The 17,469-nt window shown below is 63.8% G+C and carries 19 protein-coding genes and 1 tRNA gene; 11 read left to right on the forward strand and 9 right to left on the reverse strand.

Annotated features, from left to right (window positions below; all coding sequences use genetic code 11):
- The first annotated feature begins 69 nt into the window (after nucleotides 1-69).
- Complete coding sequence (locus JQ558_RS07865) at nucleotides 70-735, forward strand: hypothetical protein (protein ID WP_212293287.1); 666 nt, start codon at nucleotides 70-72, stop codon at nucleotides 733-735.
- A gap of 34 nt (nucleotides 736-769) precedes the next feature.
- Here JQ558_RS07865 and JQ558_RS07870 read toward each other — a convergent pair whose 3' ends face one another.
- On the reverse strand, nucleotides 770-1,024 hold the full coding sequence (locus JQ558_RS07870; protein WP_212293288.1) for a cysteine rich repeat-containing protein: 255 nt from the start codon (nucleotides 1,022-1,024) through the stop codon (nucleotides 770-772).
- 244 nt (nucleotides 1,025-1,268) lie between these two features.
- Here JQ558_RS07870 and JQ558_RS07875 point away from each other — a divergent pair, with 244 nt between their 5' ends.
- Complete coding sequence (locus JQ558_RS07875) at nucleotides 1,269-1,550, forward strand: hypothetical protein (RefSeq protein WP_212293289.1); 282 nt, start codon at nucleotides 1,269-1,271, stop codon at nucleotides 1,548-1,550.
- 2 nt (nucleotides 1,551-1,552) lie between these two features.
- On the opposite strand, the gene JQ558_RS07880 is transcribed toward JQ558_RS07875, so the two are convergent.
- Together JQ558_RS07880 and JQ558_RS07885 are read right to left on the reverse strand one after the other, a co-directional pair.
- A complete protein-coding gene (locus tag JQ558_RS07880; protein ID WP_212293290.1) occupies nucleotides 1,553-3,481 on the reverse strand; it encodes a sensor histidine kinase in 1,929 nt (642 codons plus the stop codon).
- Nucleotides 3,478-4,155 carry a response regulator transcription factor gene (locus JQ558_RS07885; RefSeq protein WP_212293291.1) on the reverse strand — a complete coding sequence of 226 codons (678 nt, stop codon included), beginning with the start codon at nucleotides 4,153-4,155 and terminating at the stop codon, nucleotides 3,478-3,480. The genes JQ558_RS07880 and JQ558_RS07885 overlap by 4 nt, the downstream gene beginning before the upstream one ends.
- 235 nt (nucleotides 4,156-4,390) lie before the next feature.
- On the opposite strand from JQ558_RS07885, the gene JQ558_RS07890 reads away from it, so the two are divergent.
- The 3 genes from JQ558_RS07890 (at nucleotide 4,391) to JQ558_RS07900 (ending at nucleotide 10,086) form a co-directional block, all read left to right on the forward strand.
- Nucleotides 4,391-5,542: a hypothetical protein gene (locus JQ558_RS07890; protein ID WP_212293292.1), complete on the forward strand. Its 1,152-nt coding sequence runs from the start codon at nucleotides 4,391-4,393 to the stop codon at nucleotides 5,540-5,542.
- Nucleotides 5,543-6,716: 1,174 nt separating this feature from the next.
- Entirely contained in the window at nucleotides 6,717-8,174 is a 1,458-nt protein-coding gene (aspA, locus tag JQ558_RS07895) for an aspartate ammonia-lyase (protein WP_212293293.1), read from the forward strand.
- A gap of 277 nt (nucleotides 8,175-8,451) precedes the next feature.
- On the forward strand, nucleotides 8,452-10,086 hold the full coding sequence (locus JQ558_RS07900) for a sensor domain-containing diguanylate cyclase (protein WP_212293294.1): 1,635 nt from the start codon (nucleotides 8,452-8,454) through the stop codon (nucleotides 10,084-10,086).
- Between the two features lie 12 nt (nucleotides 10,087-10,098).
- On the opposite strand, the gene JQ558_RS07905 is transcribed toward JQ558_RS07900, so the two are convergent.
- Together JQ558_RS07905 and JQ558_RS07910 are read right to left on the reverse strand one after the other, a co-directional pair.
- Entirely contained in the window at nucleotides 10,099-10,563 is a 465-nt protein-coding gene (locus JQ558_RS07905; RefSeq protein WP_212293295.1) for a GNAT family N-acetyltransferase, read from the reverse strand.
- A gap of 159 nt (nucleotides 10,564-10,722) precedes the next feature.
- A tRNA-Leu gene (locus JQ558_RS07910) sits at nucleotides 10,723-10,807 on the reverse strand.
- Nucleotides 10,808-10,957: 150 nt separating this feature from the next.
- On the opposite strand from JQ558_RS07910, the gene JQ558_RS07915 reads away from it, so the two are divergent.
- The gene (locus JQ558_RS07915; RefSeq protein WP_212209819.1) at nucleotides 10,958-11,497 is read left to right on the forward strand and encodes a disulfide bond formation protein B; all 540 of its coding nucleotides are present in this window, start codon (nucleotides 10,958-10,960) and stop codon (nucleotides 11,495-11,497) included.
- Here the strand turns inward: JQ558_RS07915 and JQ558_RS07920 are convergent.
- A complete protein-coding gene (locus tag JQ558_RS07920; RefSeq protein WP_409410496.1) occupies nucleotides 11,494-12,579 on the reverse strand; it encodes an AbrB family transcriptional regulator in 1,086 nt (361 codons plus the stop codon). The two genes, JQ558_RS07915 and JQ558_RS07920, sit on opposite strands and share 4 nt — an antisense overlap.
- A gap of 203 nt (nucleotides 12,580-12,782) precedes the next feature.
- The gene (locus JQ558_RS07925; RefSeq protein ID WP_212293297.1) at nucleotides 12,783-13,067 is read right to left on the reverse strand and encodes a PsiF family protein; all 285 of its coding nucleotides are present in this window, start codon (nucleotides 13,065-13,067) and stop codon (nucleotides 12,783-12,785) included.
- 284 nt (nucleotides 13,068-13,351) lie between these two features.
- Here JQ558_RS07925 and JQ558_RS07930 point away from each other — a divergent pair, with 284 nt between their 5' ends.
- Complete coding sequence (locus JQ558_RS07930) at nucleotides 13,352-13,849, forward strand: hypothetical protein (protein WP_212209816.1); 498 nt, start codon at nucleotides 13,352-13,354, stop codon at nucleotides 13,847-13,849.
- A 44-nt stretch (nucleotides 13,850-13,893) separates the two neighbouring features.
- Here the strand turns inward: JQ558_RS07930 and JQ558_RS07935 are convergent, their stop codons facing one another.
- Nucleotides 13,894-14,481 (reverse strand): TetR/AcrR family transcriptional regulator, encoded by a 588-nt coding sequence (locus JQ558_RS07935; RefSeq protein ID WP_212276919.1) that lies wholly within the window; start codon nucleotides 14,479-14,481, stop codon nucleotides 13,894-13,896.
- A 117-nt stretch (nucleotides 14,482-14,598) separates the two neighbouring features.
- Between JQ558_RS07935 and JQ558_RS07940 the strand changes: the two genes are divergently transcribed.
- The 4 genes from JQ558_RS07940 to JQ558_RS07955 all read left to right on the forward strand — a co-directional run bounded on the left by JQ558_RS07940 (nucleotide 14,599) and on the right by JQ558_RS07955 (nucleotide 17,139).
- Nucleotides 14,599-15,033, forward strand: a complete 435-nt coding sequence (locus JQ558_RS07940; RefSeq protein ID WP_212209814.1) for a thioesterase family protein — start codon at nucleotides 14,599-14,601, stop codon at nucleotides 15,031-15,033.
- Nucleotides 15,030-15,518 (forward strand): PaaI family thioesterase, encoded by a 489-nt coding sequence (locus tag JQ558_RS07945; RefSeq protein WP_212293298.1) that lies wholly within the window; start codon nucleotides 15,030-15,032, stop codon nucleotides 15,516-15,518. Before JQ558_RS07940 ends, JQ558_RS07945 begins: the two co-directional genes overlap by 4 nt.
- Nucleotides 15,519-15,646: 128 nt before the next feature.
- Nucleotides 15,647-16,432, forward strand: a complete 786-nt coding sequence (locus JQ558_RS07950) for a sulfite exporter TauE/SafE family protein (RefSeq protein ID WP_212293344.1) — start codon at nucleotides 15,647-15,649, stop codon at nucleotides 16,430-16,432.
- A gap of 29 nt (nucleotides 16,433-16,461) precedes the next feature.
- On the forward strand, nucleotides 16,462-17,139 hold the full coding sequence (locus JQ558_RS07955; protein WP_212209813.1) for a DsbA family protein: 678 nt from the start codon (nucleotides 16,462-16,464) through the stop codon (nucleotides 17,137-17,139).
- Between the two features lie 70 nt (nucleotides 17,140-17,209).
- Here the strand turns inward: JQ558_RS07955 and JQ558_RS07960 are convergent, their stop codons facing one another.
- Nucleotides 17,210-17,416, reverse strand: coding sequence for a hypothetical protein (locus JQ558_RS07960; protein WP_212209812.1), 207 nt, complete (start codon nucleotides 17,414-17,416; stop codon nucleotides 17,210-17,212).
- Nucleotides 17,417-17,469: the final 53 nt, after the last annotated feature.

A 17,469-nucleotide genomic window follows, 5' to 3' on the forward strand; every position in this document is an offset into this window, starting at 1 on the left:
CACATTTTCCCATATCGGAACATCGGCCTTGGCCGCGCGTTTTCCCGCGTGGATCAAGGAGCCGAGCCAATGCGCACTTCGACGGCATATTTTGCAGGCGTGGGAACCGTGGTCGCGGCCGTTGTCGTGGGCCTCGGCGGCGGCGTGTTGATCTCGAACATCGTCAGCCCGCATGCGCCCAAGATCGAAACGAGCAAGCTTGAGCTGCGGATGTCGGAGAAGCCGATCCCGGCGAAGGCTTCGTCGGAACCGGCACCGAACGTGGCGGCGGTCGCAGCGAATGTACCGCAGAACCAACCGCAGAACGAATCCGTTACGACGACCTCGACGCAGGCCCAGCCCGCTGGAGCCGCAGCGAGCACGCCGCCCGCAGCGTCACCACAGCCGACGACCGCCGCACCCGTGACGCAGGCTGCTGCGCCCGAAAAGACAAATCCTGAACCGATAAAAACTCCCGAAGCCGCTTTTGCCAAAACGCGCGACAGCGATATCAGGGCGCGCGATGCCGCCGACGTGAAGTCACGCGACGTCGATATCAGGCGAGAGGCGAGACGCGCCACTGAGGAGAAGCGCAAGGCCGAGCGTCGTCAGCACTGGGTTGAACGACGCCGGCCGAGGCAGGATCAGGAGCTTCGCGAGGTCGAGGAGAGGGTTCGCGAAGAGACCGAGCCGCGCCACGTCTTTGCGGCCGAGCCGGTCGGGACGCCCCGGATCAGATTGTTCGATCTGGATTGATCTATCCTCAATCCGGATGATGCAATCGCATCAGCTATCCGCCGCGCGATTCCACCACCTTGCGGCAGGGGTCGGAGAGTTTCGTCTTGTGGTCGCGCAGGCAGGCGTTCATCTGCGGCGGCTTGCCGATATGCTCGGCGCAGAATTTCCCGGCATCGGAACGGCAGGCCATCTGCTCTTCGCGGGTCGGCCCGGATTGGGCTGAGGCCAGCGTACTGCCGGCGAGCAGGAAAATTAGCGAGGCTAGGGCGGTTGCGGCGGGCGTGGATTTTCGAACTGGCTTTTTCATGGATCACCTTGTCGGAGGGCGTTGACGGGTTGACGAGAGCCCGCGGAAACTCGTCGATGCCGGCCGCGCGGTCCATGCCATGTTCATGGCAGCGAAAACTCACCTGAAAACGCCCCCGCGACATCGCCACACCATCTTCATGGGATGTTGCCGCACGCCGGTCTGGCCCAAGTACCTCCCCACGTCGGCTGCGGTGACCGGTCGGTCCATCGCAAGGCTGCACGGCAAAATCAGGAGAGGATACATGCTGAGGAATTCTGGATGGCTGAGCGCCGGTCTGACGGTGGCGGCACTTTCGACCGTGGCCGCGCTTTCGTTTGGCGCCGGTCCGGCCCAGGCCGCGGTGGTCTATTGCAAGACGGCCGGCGTGCCGCAGGGCTGCGTGGTGCGGCCGACGCCGGTGGCCGCGGCAGCGGTAGCCACGCCCCGTGTCGGCGTTGTTGGTGTCGGCGCGCGCGGCGTCGGTGTCCGCCCCGGCACAGCGTGGAATCGTGGCGGCCCGGTCAACCGCGTCGGGCGGCGGTAACCTCAACCATTCGCGTCGCTGTCGGGAAATCGGTGCGGCAAGGTCAGCCGCACCCGCGTTCCGCCGGCGCCAGATGTCAAATCGAGGCCGGCGCCGCAGCGCGCGGCGCGGCTTCGCATGTTGCGCAGGCCCCGCCCGGCGCTGCCTTCGGCGGAGGCTTCGCCATCAGGCGCCAGCGCAAAGCCTTTGCCGTCGTCCGCAATCGTAATACAGCCCTGATCGAGATCCGCTGCGCCGCGCCGCGTCTCGATGCTGACCGTGATGCGGCGCGCACTGGCGTGCTTGACCGCATTGGTCAGCGCCTCGTCCAGCAGCCGCATGATCTGGATCACATGCCAGGGCCGCAATTCCGGATGCACCGGCAGGCCAGGCGGCGTGATCTGCCAATCGAGCTCGATGTCGTGCGGGCGCAACTGCGCCATCGCGCGCTCGCGCCACGATCCCAGCGCCAGCATCAAATCGCCGCCGATGTCGTCCATGGAGTCAATGACAAGGCGCAGATCCTTCAGCGCCGCCCGGGCGGCGTCGCCAATACCAGCGCTCGCATCATTGCCGCGTTCGCTGAGCGCCACGATGCTGACGAGTTGGCCGCCGAGGCCGTCATGCAGGTCGCGCATCAGCCGGGTGCGCTCGCGGGCCAACGCCGCGGCACGCGCGCGTTCTTCCTCGCGGGCGAAACTGGCCTTCAATTTGTCTTCGGCCTCGCGCACCTGGGTGACGAGGCGGCCGGCAAAACTGTCGACCTGGTTGAGCGCGCGCGCGAACCGCCAGGTCAGCGCCGCGCCGATCGCGACCAGCATCGCCGAATAGGACAATCGCGAGAAGAAGATGCGCCGATCGGGTACGATCTGCAGCACGGAGAGCATGTCGTGGATCCAGCTGGTCAGCACGATGGTGACCGCGCAGCCCAGCAGGATGCTGGCGGCGTCCTGTCGCCGCAGCACCGCATTCCCAGATATCAGCGCCATCATCATGAGACAAAGCCCGACCGTCGGCGTGCCGATGAACAGATACAGCGACCGGACCGAAGCCTGGCCGCCGACCAGGCCGGCAACGGCGAGGATCACGCTGGGTGCGAAGATGATGAGGCCCCAGCGCGGCCATTTGCGGCCAAAGAAGAGAATGCCAAAGGTCAGAACAAGCCCGCTCTCGAGCGGCGCGGATGCGATCGCGATGGAATTGAGTGTGGCGTAGCGGGACTCGTCGAGCGGGGTCGACAGGAATGCCTGCAGGACGCCGACCGCCATCGCCGCCGCCAGCATGCCGTAAGCCGGTTCATGCCGTCGCATCACCCACATGATCGTCAGAATGACCGCGAGGATCGCCTGCCAGGCCGAAAACACGATCGGCAACGTGACGAACAGCAGCGCCCGCCGGTCGTAGTAGGGACGAACGACATTGTCAGGTCCAACGTAGGGCGTGTCGAGAAACGCCGAGATCGGGCCCCACACCAGCACGCGAATGGTGAGTTCGTTCGAACCGGCGTGGAGCAGCGCTGACGGAATCACGGCGATCTGCGGCGTGGAGCGGTCGGGCCGGTTGGCGACCGGATCGCGCCTGGTGTCCAGCACCACGACGCCGTTGACGGCGACTTCGGCGGCATTGGTGAAGCGCGGCAGATAGATCGACCAGGCGCGCGGCGATTGCTCTGCCGGAAATGTGAACCGGCCGGTATAGGTTGGCTGATCGTCGGCAGGCGACCGCGCGCTGGCGAAATGCGGCAACGTCACGGACCGCTCGGTGTCACCTTGCCTCAGCCTGAACTCGGTCACGGCATAATTTTCAGGCGGCGCGGGCAGCGGCTGCCGCAGGATGAAGCCGCACACGACCGCGATCAGCAGCTGCAGCAACACATATTGCAGCAGGCGGGAGCCCTGCAGCCGCCGTCGCACCTCGCCGGGAGGCGCCGGTATTGCGGCGTCCTCGCTCACAGCCGGATCAGGCCTTGCTGTACCGCCTCGAACACCGCTTCGCCCCGGGTGTGCACTTCGAGCTTGCGATAGATGCTCTTGATGTGTCCGGGCACGGTCTGCCGCGACAGGCCGAGATGGCCCGCGATCTCGGCGTAGCTGAAACCCTTGGCGATGCCCCAGAGGATATCGATCTCGCGTGGGGTCAATTTGGCGGTGTTGAGCGGCGGGCCGGGCGGCGGCTCCGGATTGTTCTGGGTCCGGCGCACGATGAAACGCGCGATCGAGGCCGAGATCGGCGAATGCCCCGCCACGAGGTCGCGGACGGTGGCCGCGATGTCGGTCGGAAACGCGTCCTTGAGCAGGTAGCCGGTGGCGCCGACGGTGATCGCCGAGATCACACTCTCCTCGTCGCCGAGGATCGAGATCACCATGATCTCGGTGTCGGGAAAGCGCTGGCGCGTCTCGCGGATCAGATCGATGCCGTGCCCGTCGGGCAATTGCAGATCGGTCAGCAGCACCTTCGGCGCGGCCTGCGCCAGGCCGGCCTTGGCCTCGGCGAGCGTCGCGGCGGCGCGCACCTGATAGCCGGCCTTGGTCAGCGCGTCCTGCAGCCGCCAGGAGGTCGGCGCGTCGTCTTCGACCAGCAAAACGGAAATGGCCTGCGAAAGCGGTTCATCGCTCAACGGCGTCATGGAATTGGCTCCGGCCGCCTGTCCCCCCGCGGCCCCGCGCGAGTTTAACCGTTCGACGGCGTTTTGGGACAGCCATATTCATGGGGGAGGGTCACATAGCGGGAGGAACCGTACCCTCACGGTGGACCTGCGGGCCAAACCTTTAAGTTGCGGGATAAAAAAGTAATCCGGTCGCAACGAACGCACCCCACACTTCGGGGCAGCTCATCAGGGCCGGATCAGGGATCCTTTCCAAGTGACGCCCAAAAATGAAATCCAGGCCGATCGGATCCGAAAATATCTCGGTCATTTGACGTCGCATGCGCGCAGCAGCCTGCTCGTCGAAATCGAGCGGATGCAGATGTATGACGAGGACATTTCGGGCTTCGAAATCATCCTCACCGAACTACGCGCCGAGTTCCGCAAGAGCGGCGAGACCCACCATCGGATCGGCAATCCGTCGCGCTACTTCTTCAAGCCGATCGAAGCATTGTTCGTCGACCGCTCGCCCGAGCGCGCCAATTCCGGTCAGATATCGCGCGGGTCGCTGTCGGCGATCTGGGAATGGATCAACCAGGATCAGCTGCCATCGATGGCGCGCGATTATTGCGAGCAGATGAAGCAGCTGATCGTGAAGGACATTCCGGACGAAGCCAGGCTGATCGTCGCCGGATTCCAATCCAAGGTCGTCAAGACGATCGAGGGGCTTCTCGGCTCCGAACAGGGCGTTGCCGACGTACGAAGAGCTCTTGGCCAGTATACCGGCTCCCGCGCCAGCTTTGACGATCTCAAGAAGATCCTGCTGGCCTTGCGGCTCCGCGACGCCATCGTCGCCTTCGATGAAGCGCTGCCATCCAAGGTGGATGATTTCGACGGCGAGGCGCTTTCCAGGATACGCGGTCATCTCGACAATTTCGCGGCCAAACATCCCGAAGCGATGCCGTTTGCCCTGACCATGGTGACGAAGCACCTCAAGGAGCCATGGCAACTGGCCCGTCTCGCGACGAGGTCGGCGCGCAGCAAGAATGCCGCCGAGATCGCGGCGACCCGCTATGCGATCAGCATCGCCATGGTGCTCGACCAGCTCGACGACCAACGAATAGCGTTGAGCCACGCCTTGAAGCGCAACCGCATTTCGATCGCCCGGGATATTCTCACCGACATCTACGATATCGAATACGCGCTGCGGAGCTCGATCGATCGCATCGACCAGACCGATTGGGGACGAAAGCTCGACGCCGTGATGGCTGCGGTTGCGTCCGATCTGAAGGCTGAGCTGCAAACTCTGCCGGGAAATCTCCACCACGTCCTTGCATCGCATACGCTGCACCGTCATCACGCCGAACCAGTCGGACTGGCGTTGCTGGTACAGAAGGGCCGCAATTTGATCGGGCTTGGGCAGAGCTAGGATGGGCTGAGCCCCGCCCGCGAAGCCCATCAGATCGTAGGATGGGTTGAGCTCTTCGCGAAACCCATCACGCGCGAGCGTGCCGTATGACCGGCTATCGTGAGGATTGGGCAGGCGTCGTTATGAACGCGGATGCAGGCTTGGGCGAACGGAGATAGCTTTGCCGAACAAGACGACGGGTTTCGCGAAGAACTCAACCCATCCTACTCTCTCGGCTGAGTCGCCTCGCGCACAACGGCGATCTCGATCTGGCAGGCGCGACAAAACAACCCGACGGCCGCGCCCGGCGTAGCCTTGGCGAAGCCGGGGCAACTCAGTTCCGATTTGCGGAAATCGTGTCAAGCAGAAAATTTCTGTAAATCAAAATATTTCTGTTGTCGGCCGACCCAAATCAGTGCGCATCTATCGCCATCCCGTCCTACTCAGAAGGGCGTCGGCCGTCGTCACGGACGTTGGACGGGTTGCGGTGGACGCTGGTTTACGCTTCGACGACGGCGTGGACTAAGCGTACGGCAAAACCGTGTGGTCCTGGCACCCGTTGCAGGTGTCAAGCTGTCGGCTAAGCGTGAGCTGAACCGGCGGTGACGGAGTCAACCCAGAACTCGTCTCCGGAGAGAGCACGGCATAAGCCGTAAAGCCATTGCGCAGGGAAGGCCGGGTGTTCTCCGCTGCCCTGTATGCTCGTGTGCAGCCTTTTTAGTGCTAACCGCACACGGGACCGCGGGTGCAGCGCGCACCCGGTCTTCCCTGCGCCCTCACTATGAGAGGGCGGGAAGTTTCCAGCATAACTCGGGCGCAATGCGTCGCGAGAACGCGAAGTGTGTGTCACACCCACAATTGTCGTCCCCGCGAAGGCGGGGACCCAGTATTCCAGAGACCGCAATGATTGAACCGAGAAGCCGCGGCGTACTGGATCCCCGCCTGCGCGGGGATGACAGCGTTGTTGGGGGCCGCACTGTTCCCGTCATTGCGAGCGCAGCGAAGCAATCCATGCACCCGTTATGCCGCGACGTGGATTGCTTCGCTTCGCTCGCAATGACGAGGTAGGCCACGGGGTACTGGATACCCCGCACGCGCGGGGTATGACGGCCGTGTGTGGAAGCCCGACACTAGGAAACACCCCCATCTCCTGCTCTTATCAGTATCCCAGACACTCCGGCAAAAGGTCCCCCCGATGACGACGCGACGCGAACACGATCTCCTGGGCGACCGCGATGTTCCGGCAGAGGCCTATTACGGCGTCCACACCTTGCGGGCGGTGGAGAATTTCCCGATCAGCGGCACCCCGATCTCGATCTATCCGGATCTCATCGCGGCCCTGGCCTCGATCAAGATCGCCGCGGCGAAGAGCAACCGCGAACTGGGATTGCTCGATGCCAAACTCGCCGACGCCATCGTCGCTGCCGCGGAGGAGGTGCGATCGGGTGAACTGCACGACCAGTTCGTGGTCGACGTCATTCAGGGCGGCGCCGGCACCTCCACCAACATGAACGCCAACGAGGTGATCGCGAACCGCGCCCTGGAGCTGCTCGGCCGGCAGAAGGGCGACTACAAATTCCTGCACCCCAACGAGCACGTCAACATGAGCCAGAGCACCAACGACGTCTATCCGACGGCGCTCAAGCTCGCGGCTTACGGCGGCATCATGCGGCTGGTCGAAGCGATGGCGGTGCTGCGCGAGGCGTTCGAGCACAAGTCCGACGAGTTCAGGGACATCATCAAGATGGGCCGCACCCAGTTGCAGGACGCCGTGCCGATGACGCTGGGGCAGGAGTTCTCCACCTATGCCGTCATGCTGGGGGAAGACGAGCAGCGGCTCAGGGAAGCGGTGCTGCTGGTGTGCGAAATCAACATGGGCGCGACCGCGATCGGCACCGGCATCAACTCGCATCCGGACTATGCCGGCCTGGTGTGCCGGCAGCTGCGCTCGATCACCGGCATTCCGGTGGTGACCGCGTCGAACCTGGTCGAGGCGACGCAGGATTGCGGCAGCTTCGTTCAACTCTCCGGCATGCTCAAGCGCGTCGCCGTCAAGCTGTCGAAGACCTGCAACGATCTGCGGCTGCTGTCATCAGGACCGCGTGTCGGGTTGAACGAGATCAACCTGCCGCAGATGCAGGCCGGCTCGAGCATCATGCCGGGAAAGGTCAATCCTGTGATTCCCGAGGTCGTCAACCAGATCGCCTTCGAGGTGATCGGCAACGACATTACGGTGAGTTTTGCGGCCGAGGGCGGCCAGTTGCAGCTCAATGCGTTCGAGCCGATCATCGCGCACAGCCTGTTCAAGAGCGTCAATCATCTGCGCGCCGGCTGCCTGACACTGGCCGAGAAATGCGTCAACGGCATCACCGCCAACCGTGAGCACCTGCGCCGCGGCGTCGAAAACTCGATCGGCATCGTCACCGCGCTCAATCCCTATATCGGCTACGCCAACGCCACCGAGATCGCGCAGCAGGCGCTGGTCACGGGCGAAAGCGTCTACGATCTGGTGCTGGCCAGGAAACTGCTCACGCCGGAGCAGCTTGACCAGATCCTGCAGCCGGAAGTGCTGACCCGGCCACGCGCGATTACGGTGACGTTGGTACAGGGCAAGGCGGAGGTCGGGACCGCAGGGCCGAGTCAGATCGACTGATCGGGCATGCCCATGTGGATTCGATCAGGATTGCTTGAGGCCTTGCGACCGTTCGCAGGCGTGCTTCGCGCTGGCGGCGCGTTGTGCTGTTCATCATTGCTTGTGTGCGGCGCGAAAAGTGCCCGTACTTCCACGGAAAAATCGCCCGATCAGGCCATTTCAACCTGTTCCGCGAATAATTTGTGAACCACTTGGGGCGAATTCACTTGGCCTTTAACGCCTAACTCGTTCCATCGGCGCACAAAAGGCGATGGCAACGTCTTGCAAGGTGAATTCCGTGGCAATAGCGGAAGCGGGCAAACCGGTGTGGAAGTCGCTCTGGTCGCGCGAACCCGACGAGGCAGGTGACGCTTCCGGCTGGGCATGGACGCAGTCGCATCACCGGATGACGATTTCGGTCATTCTGCTGGCGCTGAGCTTCTCCGCGGTATGCGGCTGGGTGCTGCTGGAGGCGCGGCGGGCGACCGAAGCGCGTGCCACCGAGGTCGCCACCAGCCTCGCCAATTCGCTCAAGGCCGATATCGCCCGCAACGTGGATCTGCTCAATCTCTCGCTCGAGGGGCTGATGAGCAATTTGAAGTTGCCCGGTCTCGATCGTCTCAGTCCGGAAATGCGCCAGCTGGTGCTGTTCGATTATTCCGCAACCGCGCGTCACCCGACATCGATGTTCGTCGTCGATAACACCGGACGGATTACCCACGATTCCAAGAATCTGATCCCGCCGGGACACAACATGTCCGACCGGGATTATTTCCAGTTTCACAGAGACAATGATTTTCCCGGCCTGTACGTCAGCCGTCCGATCGCGTCCCGTGTCACCGGCCTCTCGCTGGTGGCGTTCAGCCGGCGGCTGTCGCATCCGGACGGCTCGTTTGCCGGCGTCGTGCTCACAGCCATGCTGCAGGACCATTTCCAGGCGATGTTCAAGGATGCGTCGCTCGGTCCCAATGGCACGGTGACATTGGCGCGCACCGACGGCATCGTGCTGATGCGCTGGCCGTTTCGCCAGGATTTCATCGGCAGCAACATCAAGCGCGCCGAACTGTTCAACCACTTCCCGAAGGCTTCCAGCGGCCACTATGAATCCAGGGCCGTGTCGGACGGGATCAAACGACTGTTCGTCTATACCCAGGTCGGCAATCTGCCGCTGATCGTCGTGGTCGGCCAATCGCTCGACGATGTTCTTGCGGCGTGGTGGCGGCAGGCGATCGCGATCGGCGTCCTGATGGCCGTGCTGTGCGCCGTGACAGTGATGCTGGCCGCCTTCCTGCATCGCGAATTCGCGCGCCGCAGCGCCGCGGAAAAGAAGCTCACTATCCTGGCCACGATCGACGGGCTCACCGGTCTTGCCAACCGCCGCCATTTCAACCGCGCGCTGGCCTATGAATGGCGCCGCGCGATGCGCGGCAGCGCGCCGGTCGCGCTCTTGATGATCGATGCCGACCATTTCAAGGTCTACAACGACGCGCATGGCCATCAGGCCGGCGACAGATTGCTGCAGGACATTGCCGCGTCGATCGCGGCGAATGTGAAGCGCCCTTCGGACATCGGTGCGCGCTATGGCGGCGACGAATTCGCCGTTCTGCTGCCGGACACGCCGCTCGGCGATGCGGCAGCGCTGGCGGCGCGGATTCGCGAGGATCTGATCGTCCGCTGCGGCGCGGACGAGATTCAGCGCGGCCATGCGAAATTGAGCATCGGCGTCGCGTCGCTGGTGCCCGGCGCGGAAACCAGGCATCGCGATCTCATCGCCGCCGCAGACAAGGCGCTCTATGAGGCCAAACGCCTCGGCCGCAATCGCACCGAACTGGCGGAAACCGACGCGGGCTCGATTGCGCCCGATGCCGGCGCACATTTGAATGAAGCGAGCGGGTCGGGTCGAGAGCGATCTTCCGCCGTCGCCCGGACCTAGCGATCACCTGGCCTATAGCAGCCCGCGATAAATCCCCGGCTCCGAACCTTCGATGGCCACCGCGCCGACCGCCTTCGAATAAAACTCCGCCGGCCCCACGCCGCCGATGATGGCGTAGCCAAAGCCTTGTTGCCGCATGTCCTCGAGGCAGGCGAACAGCAGGGCTTTCCCGACCCCGCCCTGCCGGGCCTTCGGATCGACGCCGGTCGGACCGAAAAAGTTGGGACAGGTCGCATCATGGCAGGCGAAGCCGATAATGTTTTTGTCCCGGACCGCGATGAAGCAGGAGACCGGCTGGCGGCCGAACGCGACATCGGCTTCGCTGGCCCATGCGTCGCTGAAATTCTGCCGCACCCAGCCTGTGACCTTGTGCTTTTCGGGGGCCAACGCACGGCGCATGACGATTCCGGCGTTGCGCAATCGATCATACGCAGGCCGGGAATCCGGCAGCGCATAGAGCTTGACGAGCATGTCCATCGGGTGGCCCTGGGTGATTCCTGACCGAGGTGGCAGTCCTGACAGACGGTACGAGGCGATCGCTTCGCTGCGCAAGAGGCTACGCTGGGCAGTCTTCGCCGCTGCGCAGGATGGATTTGCGTCTGGCCGCGCCAGGCGAAGCCGCGTAGCGGCGAAGACTGGTGCCCCTGGCCGGAATCGAACCAGCACTCCTTGCGGAACTCGATTTTGAGTCGAGCGCGTCTACCAGTTCCGCCACAGGGGCCCTCGGGGCGTCGGCCAGAAGGCCGGTGCCGCGAAGCCGGCGGAATATAGCGGGCGGTTTCGGCGGGTCAACCCGCGCGGATGTGATTGTCCCGCGCCTCGACAGCGCCACTTCAGAGGGATAGGACGTTGTTATTGTTGGAGAACGCCCGTGACGCTTCATGCCACCGCAAATCCGTCACATGCCGGGCTTGGCGCCAATACGGCTACGATAGCCGCGCTGGCGATCGCGGCCATCGCAGCGGCGACCTTGGCGGGCGCCTGGTTCTTCGAACTGGTGCTCGATATCCGCCCCTGTCCGCTCTGCCTCGAACAGCGCTATGCCTATTATCTGGCGGTCCCGCTCGCCCTTCTGGTCGCTTTCGTGGCCTCGCGGGACGCGCCGCGGCCGGTGCTGCTGGCCGGCCTCGCGCTGCTGGCGCTGGCGGCGCTGGCGAACGCCTGGTTCGGCGGCTACCACGCCGGCGTCGAATGGAAGTTCTGGCAGGGCCCGACCGATTGCTCGGGCCCGCTCGTCGATCTCGGCAGCGCCGGCACGCTGCTCGAGCGCCTCGACACCGTGAAGGTGATCCGTTGCGACGAGGTGCAGTGGCGCTTCCTCGGCCTCTCGCTCGCCGGCTACAATGTGCTGATCTCGCTGGCGATGGCCGCGATCGCGGCGTGGGGCCTGAAGTCCGTCAAGCGAGCCTAATCGTCCACATCATCCTGCGGCCGTCCGAACAGATGGACGATGCCCGGCGTCGTGATGGAGACGAACACGAAGCGCGACAGATGATGCGCACCGACGAAAATCGGGTCGATGTGCAGCGTCAGGGCCAGCGCCAGCATGGCGTCCATCGCGCCCGGCGCAAAGGCCACCAGCACGTCGGCCAGCCGCACATGGGTGGTCAGCGCGATGATGGCGACGAAGATCGCCGAGATCACGATCGCGACCGCAAACGAACCCAGCCCCGCATTGACATGGCTGAGCAGCGTCGACCGTTTCACCCGCGCAAAGCGCGTGCCGATCACCGCTCCGATGCCGACCAGCGCCACGCCGCGCATCCAGGGCGGCAGCCCGCCCTCGATCATGTCGGTGCCGTGCAGCACGCTCGAGGCGATCATCGCGCCGAACATCCAGCTCGCCGGAAATTTCATCAGCAGCAACAGCAGCGCGACCGCGACCGCAGCCGCGATCAATACGGCCAGTTCGAGCGGCGAGGCGATGATGGCGGCGATGTTCGGCGGCGCCGATGGCGCGATCCCGGTCAATGCCAGCAGCAGCGGCAGGGCGGCGGTGAGGATGATCACGCGCATGGTCTGAACCACGGCGATGCCAGCGACGTCGGCGCCCTTCTCGGCGGCGAGGATGGTGATTTGCGATAGCGCGCCGGGGCTTCCGGCCAGCAAGGCCGAGGTCTGGTCCCAGCCGTGGAAGCGCTGCAGATAGAAGCTGCTGCCGAACGTCGAGCAGAAGGTGGCGAGCGCGAGCAGGCCGATGGTCAGCGGATAGGAGCTCATGTGCTGGATCAGCTGCCGCGACACCAGCGAGCCCAGCGTGATCCCGAGCAGCAGCAGCACGCTTTGCGTCAGGATCGGCGGCATCGCGAGCGGCCGTCCGCAGATCGCGGCGATGCCGACCGCGAACATCGCGCCGGAGATCAGTCCGCCGGGCAGGTTTGCCCAAAGAAACAGCAAGCCGCCAGCGGCGCCGAGGACGATTGTCTCGATCGTGGAGAGAATCCTGGCGCGGTCAGGAATCGCAGACGTCATCGATGCGGGGATCAGGCTCACGCCGCGTTATGGCAAATCCCGCATTGGGGGACAAATGCGCCACGCGATTGCTGCAATGCGTGCGTCAGCCATCTTCGGCCCCGGCGCGGGCGGTCCCTGCGCGGGCAAGCAACGGGCGCCCGCGCGGGTCCGCGGGCGCCCGGCAACACCATCAAACATGCAGATGCGAAGTAGTCCTTGCCTTGAAGCGGCAGGGCAGGTGATCACTTCGCTCCCGCCGCCTTCTCCTTGTCGGCGAATTCCTTCTTGCAAGCGGAACGGAATTTCTTGCGTTCCTTGCCCTTGAGCCCCTTCTCGTCGGCCTGCTTGGAGCATTCGAGGGAGCCTGGGGTACGCGGCTTCGCGGCAGTCTTCTTTTCGGCCGGTGCCTTGGTCTCGGTCTTCGGCGCCTCGGTCTTTGCAGCCGGCGCGGCGGTTTGCGCCGATGCCGCGCCCATCAGCAGGAGCGAAGCAATCGCGGTCGCGGTGACAAGGGAAGAGATCTTCATGGGGCACCTCGGATTGGAAACAAGGGCGCGACCGTCGCGCCGTGATGCTGAACGCCAAGTGAATGGACCGGACAATCCGCGTCTTTGACAGCCACATTATTTTGAACGGAAAATCGCGGCTTTCGTTGCCGCAAGCTTTGGTTGCGTTAGGATGGCGGTGCAGGTCAAAACCCCTGAATGATTGCACGATAACTGCACAAGGACGACCTGCCCAAGTTGGATGGCCCAAGCTAAATTGCCCTAGTTAAACTGCCCTAGTTAAACTGCCCCAAGGGAGCCTTAGGATGACCAATCAAGCAAAAATACTCTGCGCAATGGCGGTGTCGGGTTTTGCGGCGTTCATGGTGACGTCGCCGGCCCAGGCCCTCACCGCGCAGGAATGCAGCGCGAAATACCAGGCCGCCAAGACCGCCGGCACGCTCGGCGGCCAGAAATGGAATGACTTCCGCAAGGCGCAATGCGGTGCCGATGCCACCGCCGCGGCGCCAGCGGCCGCGCCGGCCGCAGCACCCGCTGCCGCGCCCAAGGAAGCCAAGGCCAAGAAGGAAGCCGCGCCCGCCAAGGAAGCTGCGGCGCCGGCGGTGCCATCGGGACCTGCGGTGTATCCGAACGCTGTCGATCCGAAATACGCCAAGGAAACCGCCGGCAAGCAGCGCATGCACACCTGCCTTGATCAGTACAACGCCAACAAGACCACCAACGGCAATGGTGGCCTGAAGTGGATCCAGAAGGGCGGCGGCTATTACAGCGAATGCAGCAAAAAGCTGAAACCCACGGCCTGAGAAAAGGCTGAGCGTTTTAAGGCGCGGCCGGTCCTCGGCCGCGCCTAACCTTCATCCTCGAGCAACTTCTCGGCTGACTTTGCGATCAGCTGCGCGCGCTTGCGCGGGCCGCGTTCGAGGAACAGCAGGCTCTGGCCGAAGATGAAGCAGTAGAACAGGAACGCCTGCGCGTCGGCTTCTTCCGCCGCCAGCCCCGCCGCGCGATAGAGCTGCCCGACATTTTGCAGCCGCGCGGCATCGACGCTGGCGACCGCTGCGGCTGCGGCCTCGTCAGATCGCGCCCATTGCCGGATCGCAAGCTCCACCGCCATGCCCTCGGTATTCATCCGTTCTGAATAAAGCGCAACCAGCGCCCGCAAGCGTTCGCGCGCGGTGGCGCCATCGAGGCTGGTCTGCCTTTCGATCGCGGCGATGCGCCCGGTGCTCCAGTTCTGCAGCATGCCGTCCAGCAGCGCCGCGCGATCCTTGAAGCGGCGATAGAAACCGCCCTTGGTGACGCCAAGATTCTTCGCCAGCACCTCGACCCGCACGCCCTCGACGCCGGTGCGCGCGATTTCCGCCATGCCGGCCTCGATCCAGGTCCTGTCCTTACAGGTCGCGTCCTTGCGGTTCTCGTTCTTGCCGTCGGTCATCGATTCCAGCCTCACCGATTCTTGATACGGTACCGTATTGCTAACCTGTTCACGCCCTGATACGCTACCGTATCAACAATCGACAACCGGCCAGAAACGATGAGCGGGAGCGAGACGATGGAGACGGACGCGACCTATCGCGGCACGGTCTATCCGTGGCAATGCGATCATGTCGGGCACATGAACATCATGTGGTATGTCGGCAAGTTCGACGAGGCGAACTGGAATATGTTCGCAAGGCTCGGGCTGACGCCGTCCTATTTGCGCGAATCCGGCCGCGGCATGGCCGGCGTGCAGCAGAACATCAGCTACAAGCGCGAACTATTCGCCGGCGACATCGTCGAAGTCAAAAGCCGGCTCTTGGAAATCCGCGACAAGTCGATCCGCTTCCTGCACGAGATGCGCAACGCCGAAACCGGTGAGATATCAGCGACCTGTGAAATCACCGCCGTGCACCTCGACCGGCAGGCCCACAAATCGATGCCGTTCGCGCCTGAGATCCGCAATACCGCGCTGAAGCATCTCGACCCGACCGAAGCGGTGCCGGCATGAGCGGGGTAGCGCGCTTCGAACCGAAAAATCCGGATTATCGCAAGATCGCAACCGATACGTTCGAGCGCCAGCACGCGATGCTTACGCTGGGCATTTCAATTGCGCGGCTGGAGCCGGGTGAGGTCGAACTCGCGATGGCCTATTCCGCTGAACTCACGCAGCAGAACGGCTTCGTGCATGCGGGTATCATCACGGCCGGGCTCGACAGTGCCTGCGGCATCGCCGCCTTCACGCTGATGCCCATTGGCTCCGACATCCTGACCGTGGAATTCAAGACCAACCTGCTGGCGCCGGCGCGCGGCCAGCGCTTTGCGTTCCGCGCCACGGTCGTCAAGCCGGGCCGTACGCTCACAGTATGCGAGGGGCGTGCCTATGCGGAGCACGACGGCATCGAGACTCTGATCGCAACCATGACGGGTACGCTGATGGCGCTGCCGCGCCGCGCCAGCGCACCGTTGCAGGACAAGGCGCTCGCGCCCGCCTGACGTCGGACATTGCTCGGAGCATGGTACGTGCGCTGAACGCCTGTTGCAGGGCAGATTTGTGCTGCAGCCATGGCGGATCATAGAAATTCCTTCTATGGTCCGACCGTGCACATGAGTCTTCCATCTTGATCATCTCCACGGCGCAAAGCGTGTTGGGACTGGCGTCGGGGATGCTGGTCGGGTTTTCGCTCGGCCTGGTCGGCGGCGGCGGTTCGATCCTGGCGGTGCCGCTGATGGTCTATGTGGTCGGCGTGCCCGAACCGCACGTCGCGATCGGCACCAGCGCCATCGCGGTCGCCGCCAACGCCGCGGTCAACCTGTCCAACCATGCGCGCGGCGGCACGGTGGTGTGGTCCTGCGCGCTGACATTTGCCATCGCGGGGATGATCGGCGCCTTCGGCGGCTCGATCCTCGGCAAGATGGTCGACGGCCAGAAACTTCTGGCGCTGTTCGCGCTGGTCATGATCGTGATCGCGCTGCTGATGCTGAAGACGCGGTCGCGGATCGGGTTGCCGGACGTCAAGATGTCGATGTCCAACATGCCGGCTATTGTCGGCCTTGGTCTCGCCACCGGGATGCTATCGGGTTTCTTCGGCATTGGCGGCGGATTCCTGATCGTGCCGGCGTTGATGCTGGCGACGGGGATGCCGATCATGAACGCGGTCAGTTCCTCCCTGGTCGCCGTCACCGCGTTCGGCTTGACCACCGCTGCGAGCTATGCCTGGTCCGGCCTCATCTCCTGGGCGCTGGCGGGGTTGTTCGTCGCAGGCGGTATTACCGGCGGCTTGGCCGGCACCCGCTCCGCCCGTCACCTCGCCGAGCGACGCGGCGCCCTCAACATTGTGTTCGCCGTGGTCATTATTGCGGTGGCGCTCTATATGCTGGCGCGTAACATATCCTCATCCTGGGCGTAGACAGGGGTGAGGCCGTCGCGAGAGCAGCAATGAACCAGCACAACAAACCAGCCGCAACCAATCCGGGACCCAGCCGGCGCGAAGCGATCGGCCTGATGGGCGCCGGCGCAACCCTGCTCGGCACCGCGACGATGCCGCGCACGGCGTTGGCGCATGATGACGACGCGGTGCTGACCGAAGCGCTGGTGCTGCGCGATCCGGATATTCCCGCGGCCGGCAACCCCGATGGCGACATCAGCATCGTCGAATGGTTCGACTATAATTGTCCCTATTGCCGCAAGATCGCGCCGGAGATCGCGCAGGTGGTGCAGGACGACGGCAAGGTCCGCCTGGTGCTGAAGGACTGGCCGATCCTCGGCGAAGTTTCCAAGATCACCGCGCGGATGGCGCTGGCGGCCAAATATCAGGACAAGTTCATGCAGGCGCACGAGGCGATGATCGGCGTCAGTTCGCGGTTGACCGAGGCGCGCGCCCGCGAGCTGGTCGCCGAAAAGGGCATCGACATGGATCGCCTCAACCGCGACCTCACCACCAACGCCAAGGCGATCGACGCCATCCTCGCGCGCAACCACGCCCAGGCGGAAGCCTTCGGCTTCCGTGGCACGCCGTCCTTTATCGTCGGCAAGTTCCGCGTGCCCGGCATCCTGACCATGGCGGAGTTCGAAATGGTCATCAAGGATGCGCGGAAAGCCAAAGGCGCCAACTAATCGCGTCAAAGGAAAGGGCGCCCTCGTCGGTGACGAGGACGCCCAATTTCGTTCGAATAAGCTCGCGTGATTACTTCGACGCGATCCTGGTCCACTCCTCGTGGGCGCGCGTCTTCAGCGCCTTCCAGTCGGTCGCGGCCACGTCCCAGTTGACGATGGTGCGGTTGTTCTGTGCGACCTGACCGTTCGCCACACTCGATGTGTTCATCGAATCATAGACGTAGACGCCGCAAACCAGCAGCAGCGCGCCCAGGATCATTCCAAGAAACGTTCGCATGACATCCTCCGGTGATGCGCAAACAACGCTGCGTGTGGCGGAAAGTTCCGTAG

Origin of the sequence: Bradyrhizobium sp. AUGA SZCCT0160, from assembly GCF_018130105.1 — a bacterium.
Classification (GTDB): domain Bacteria; phylum Pseudomonadota; class Alphaproteobacteria; order Rhizobiales; family Xanthobacteraceae; genus Bradyrhizobium.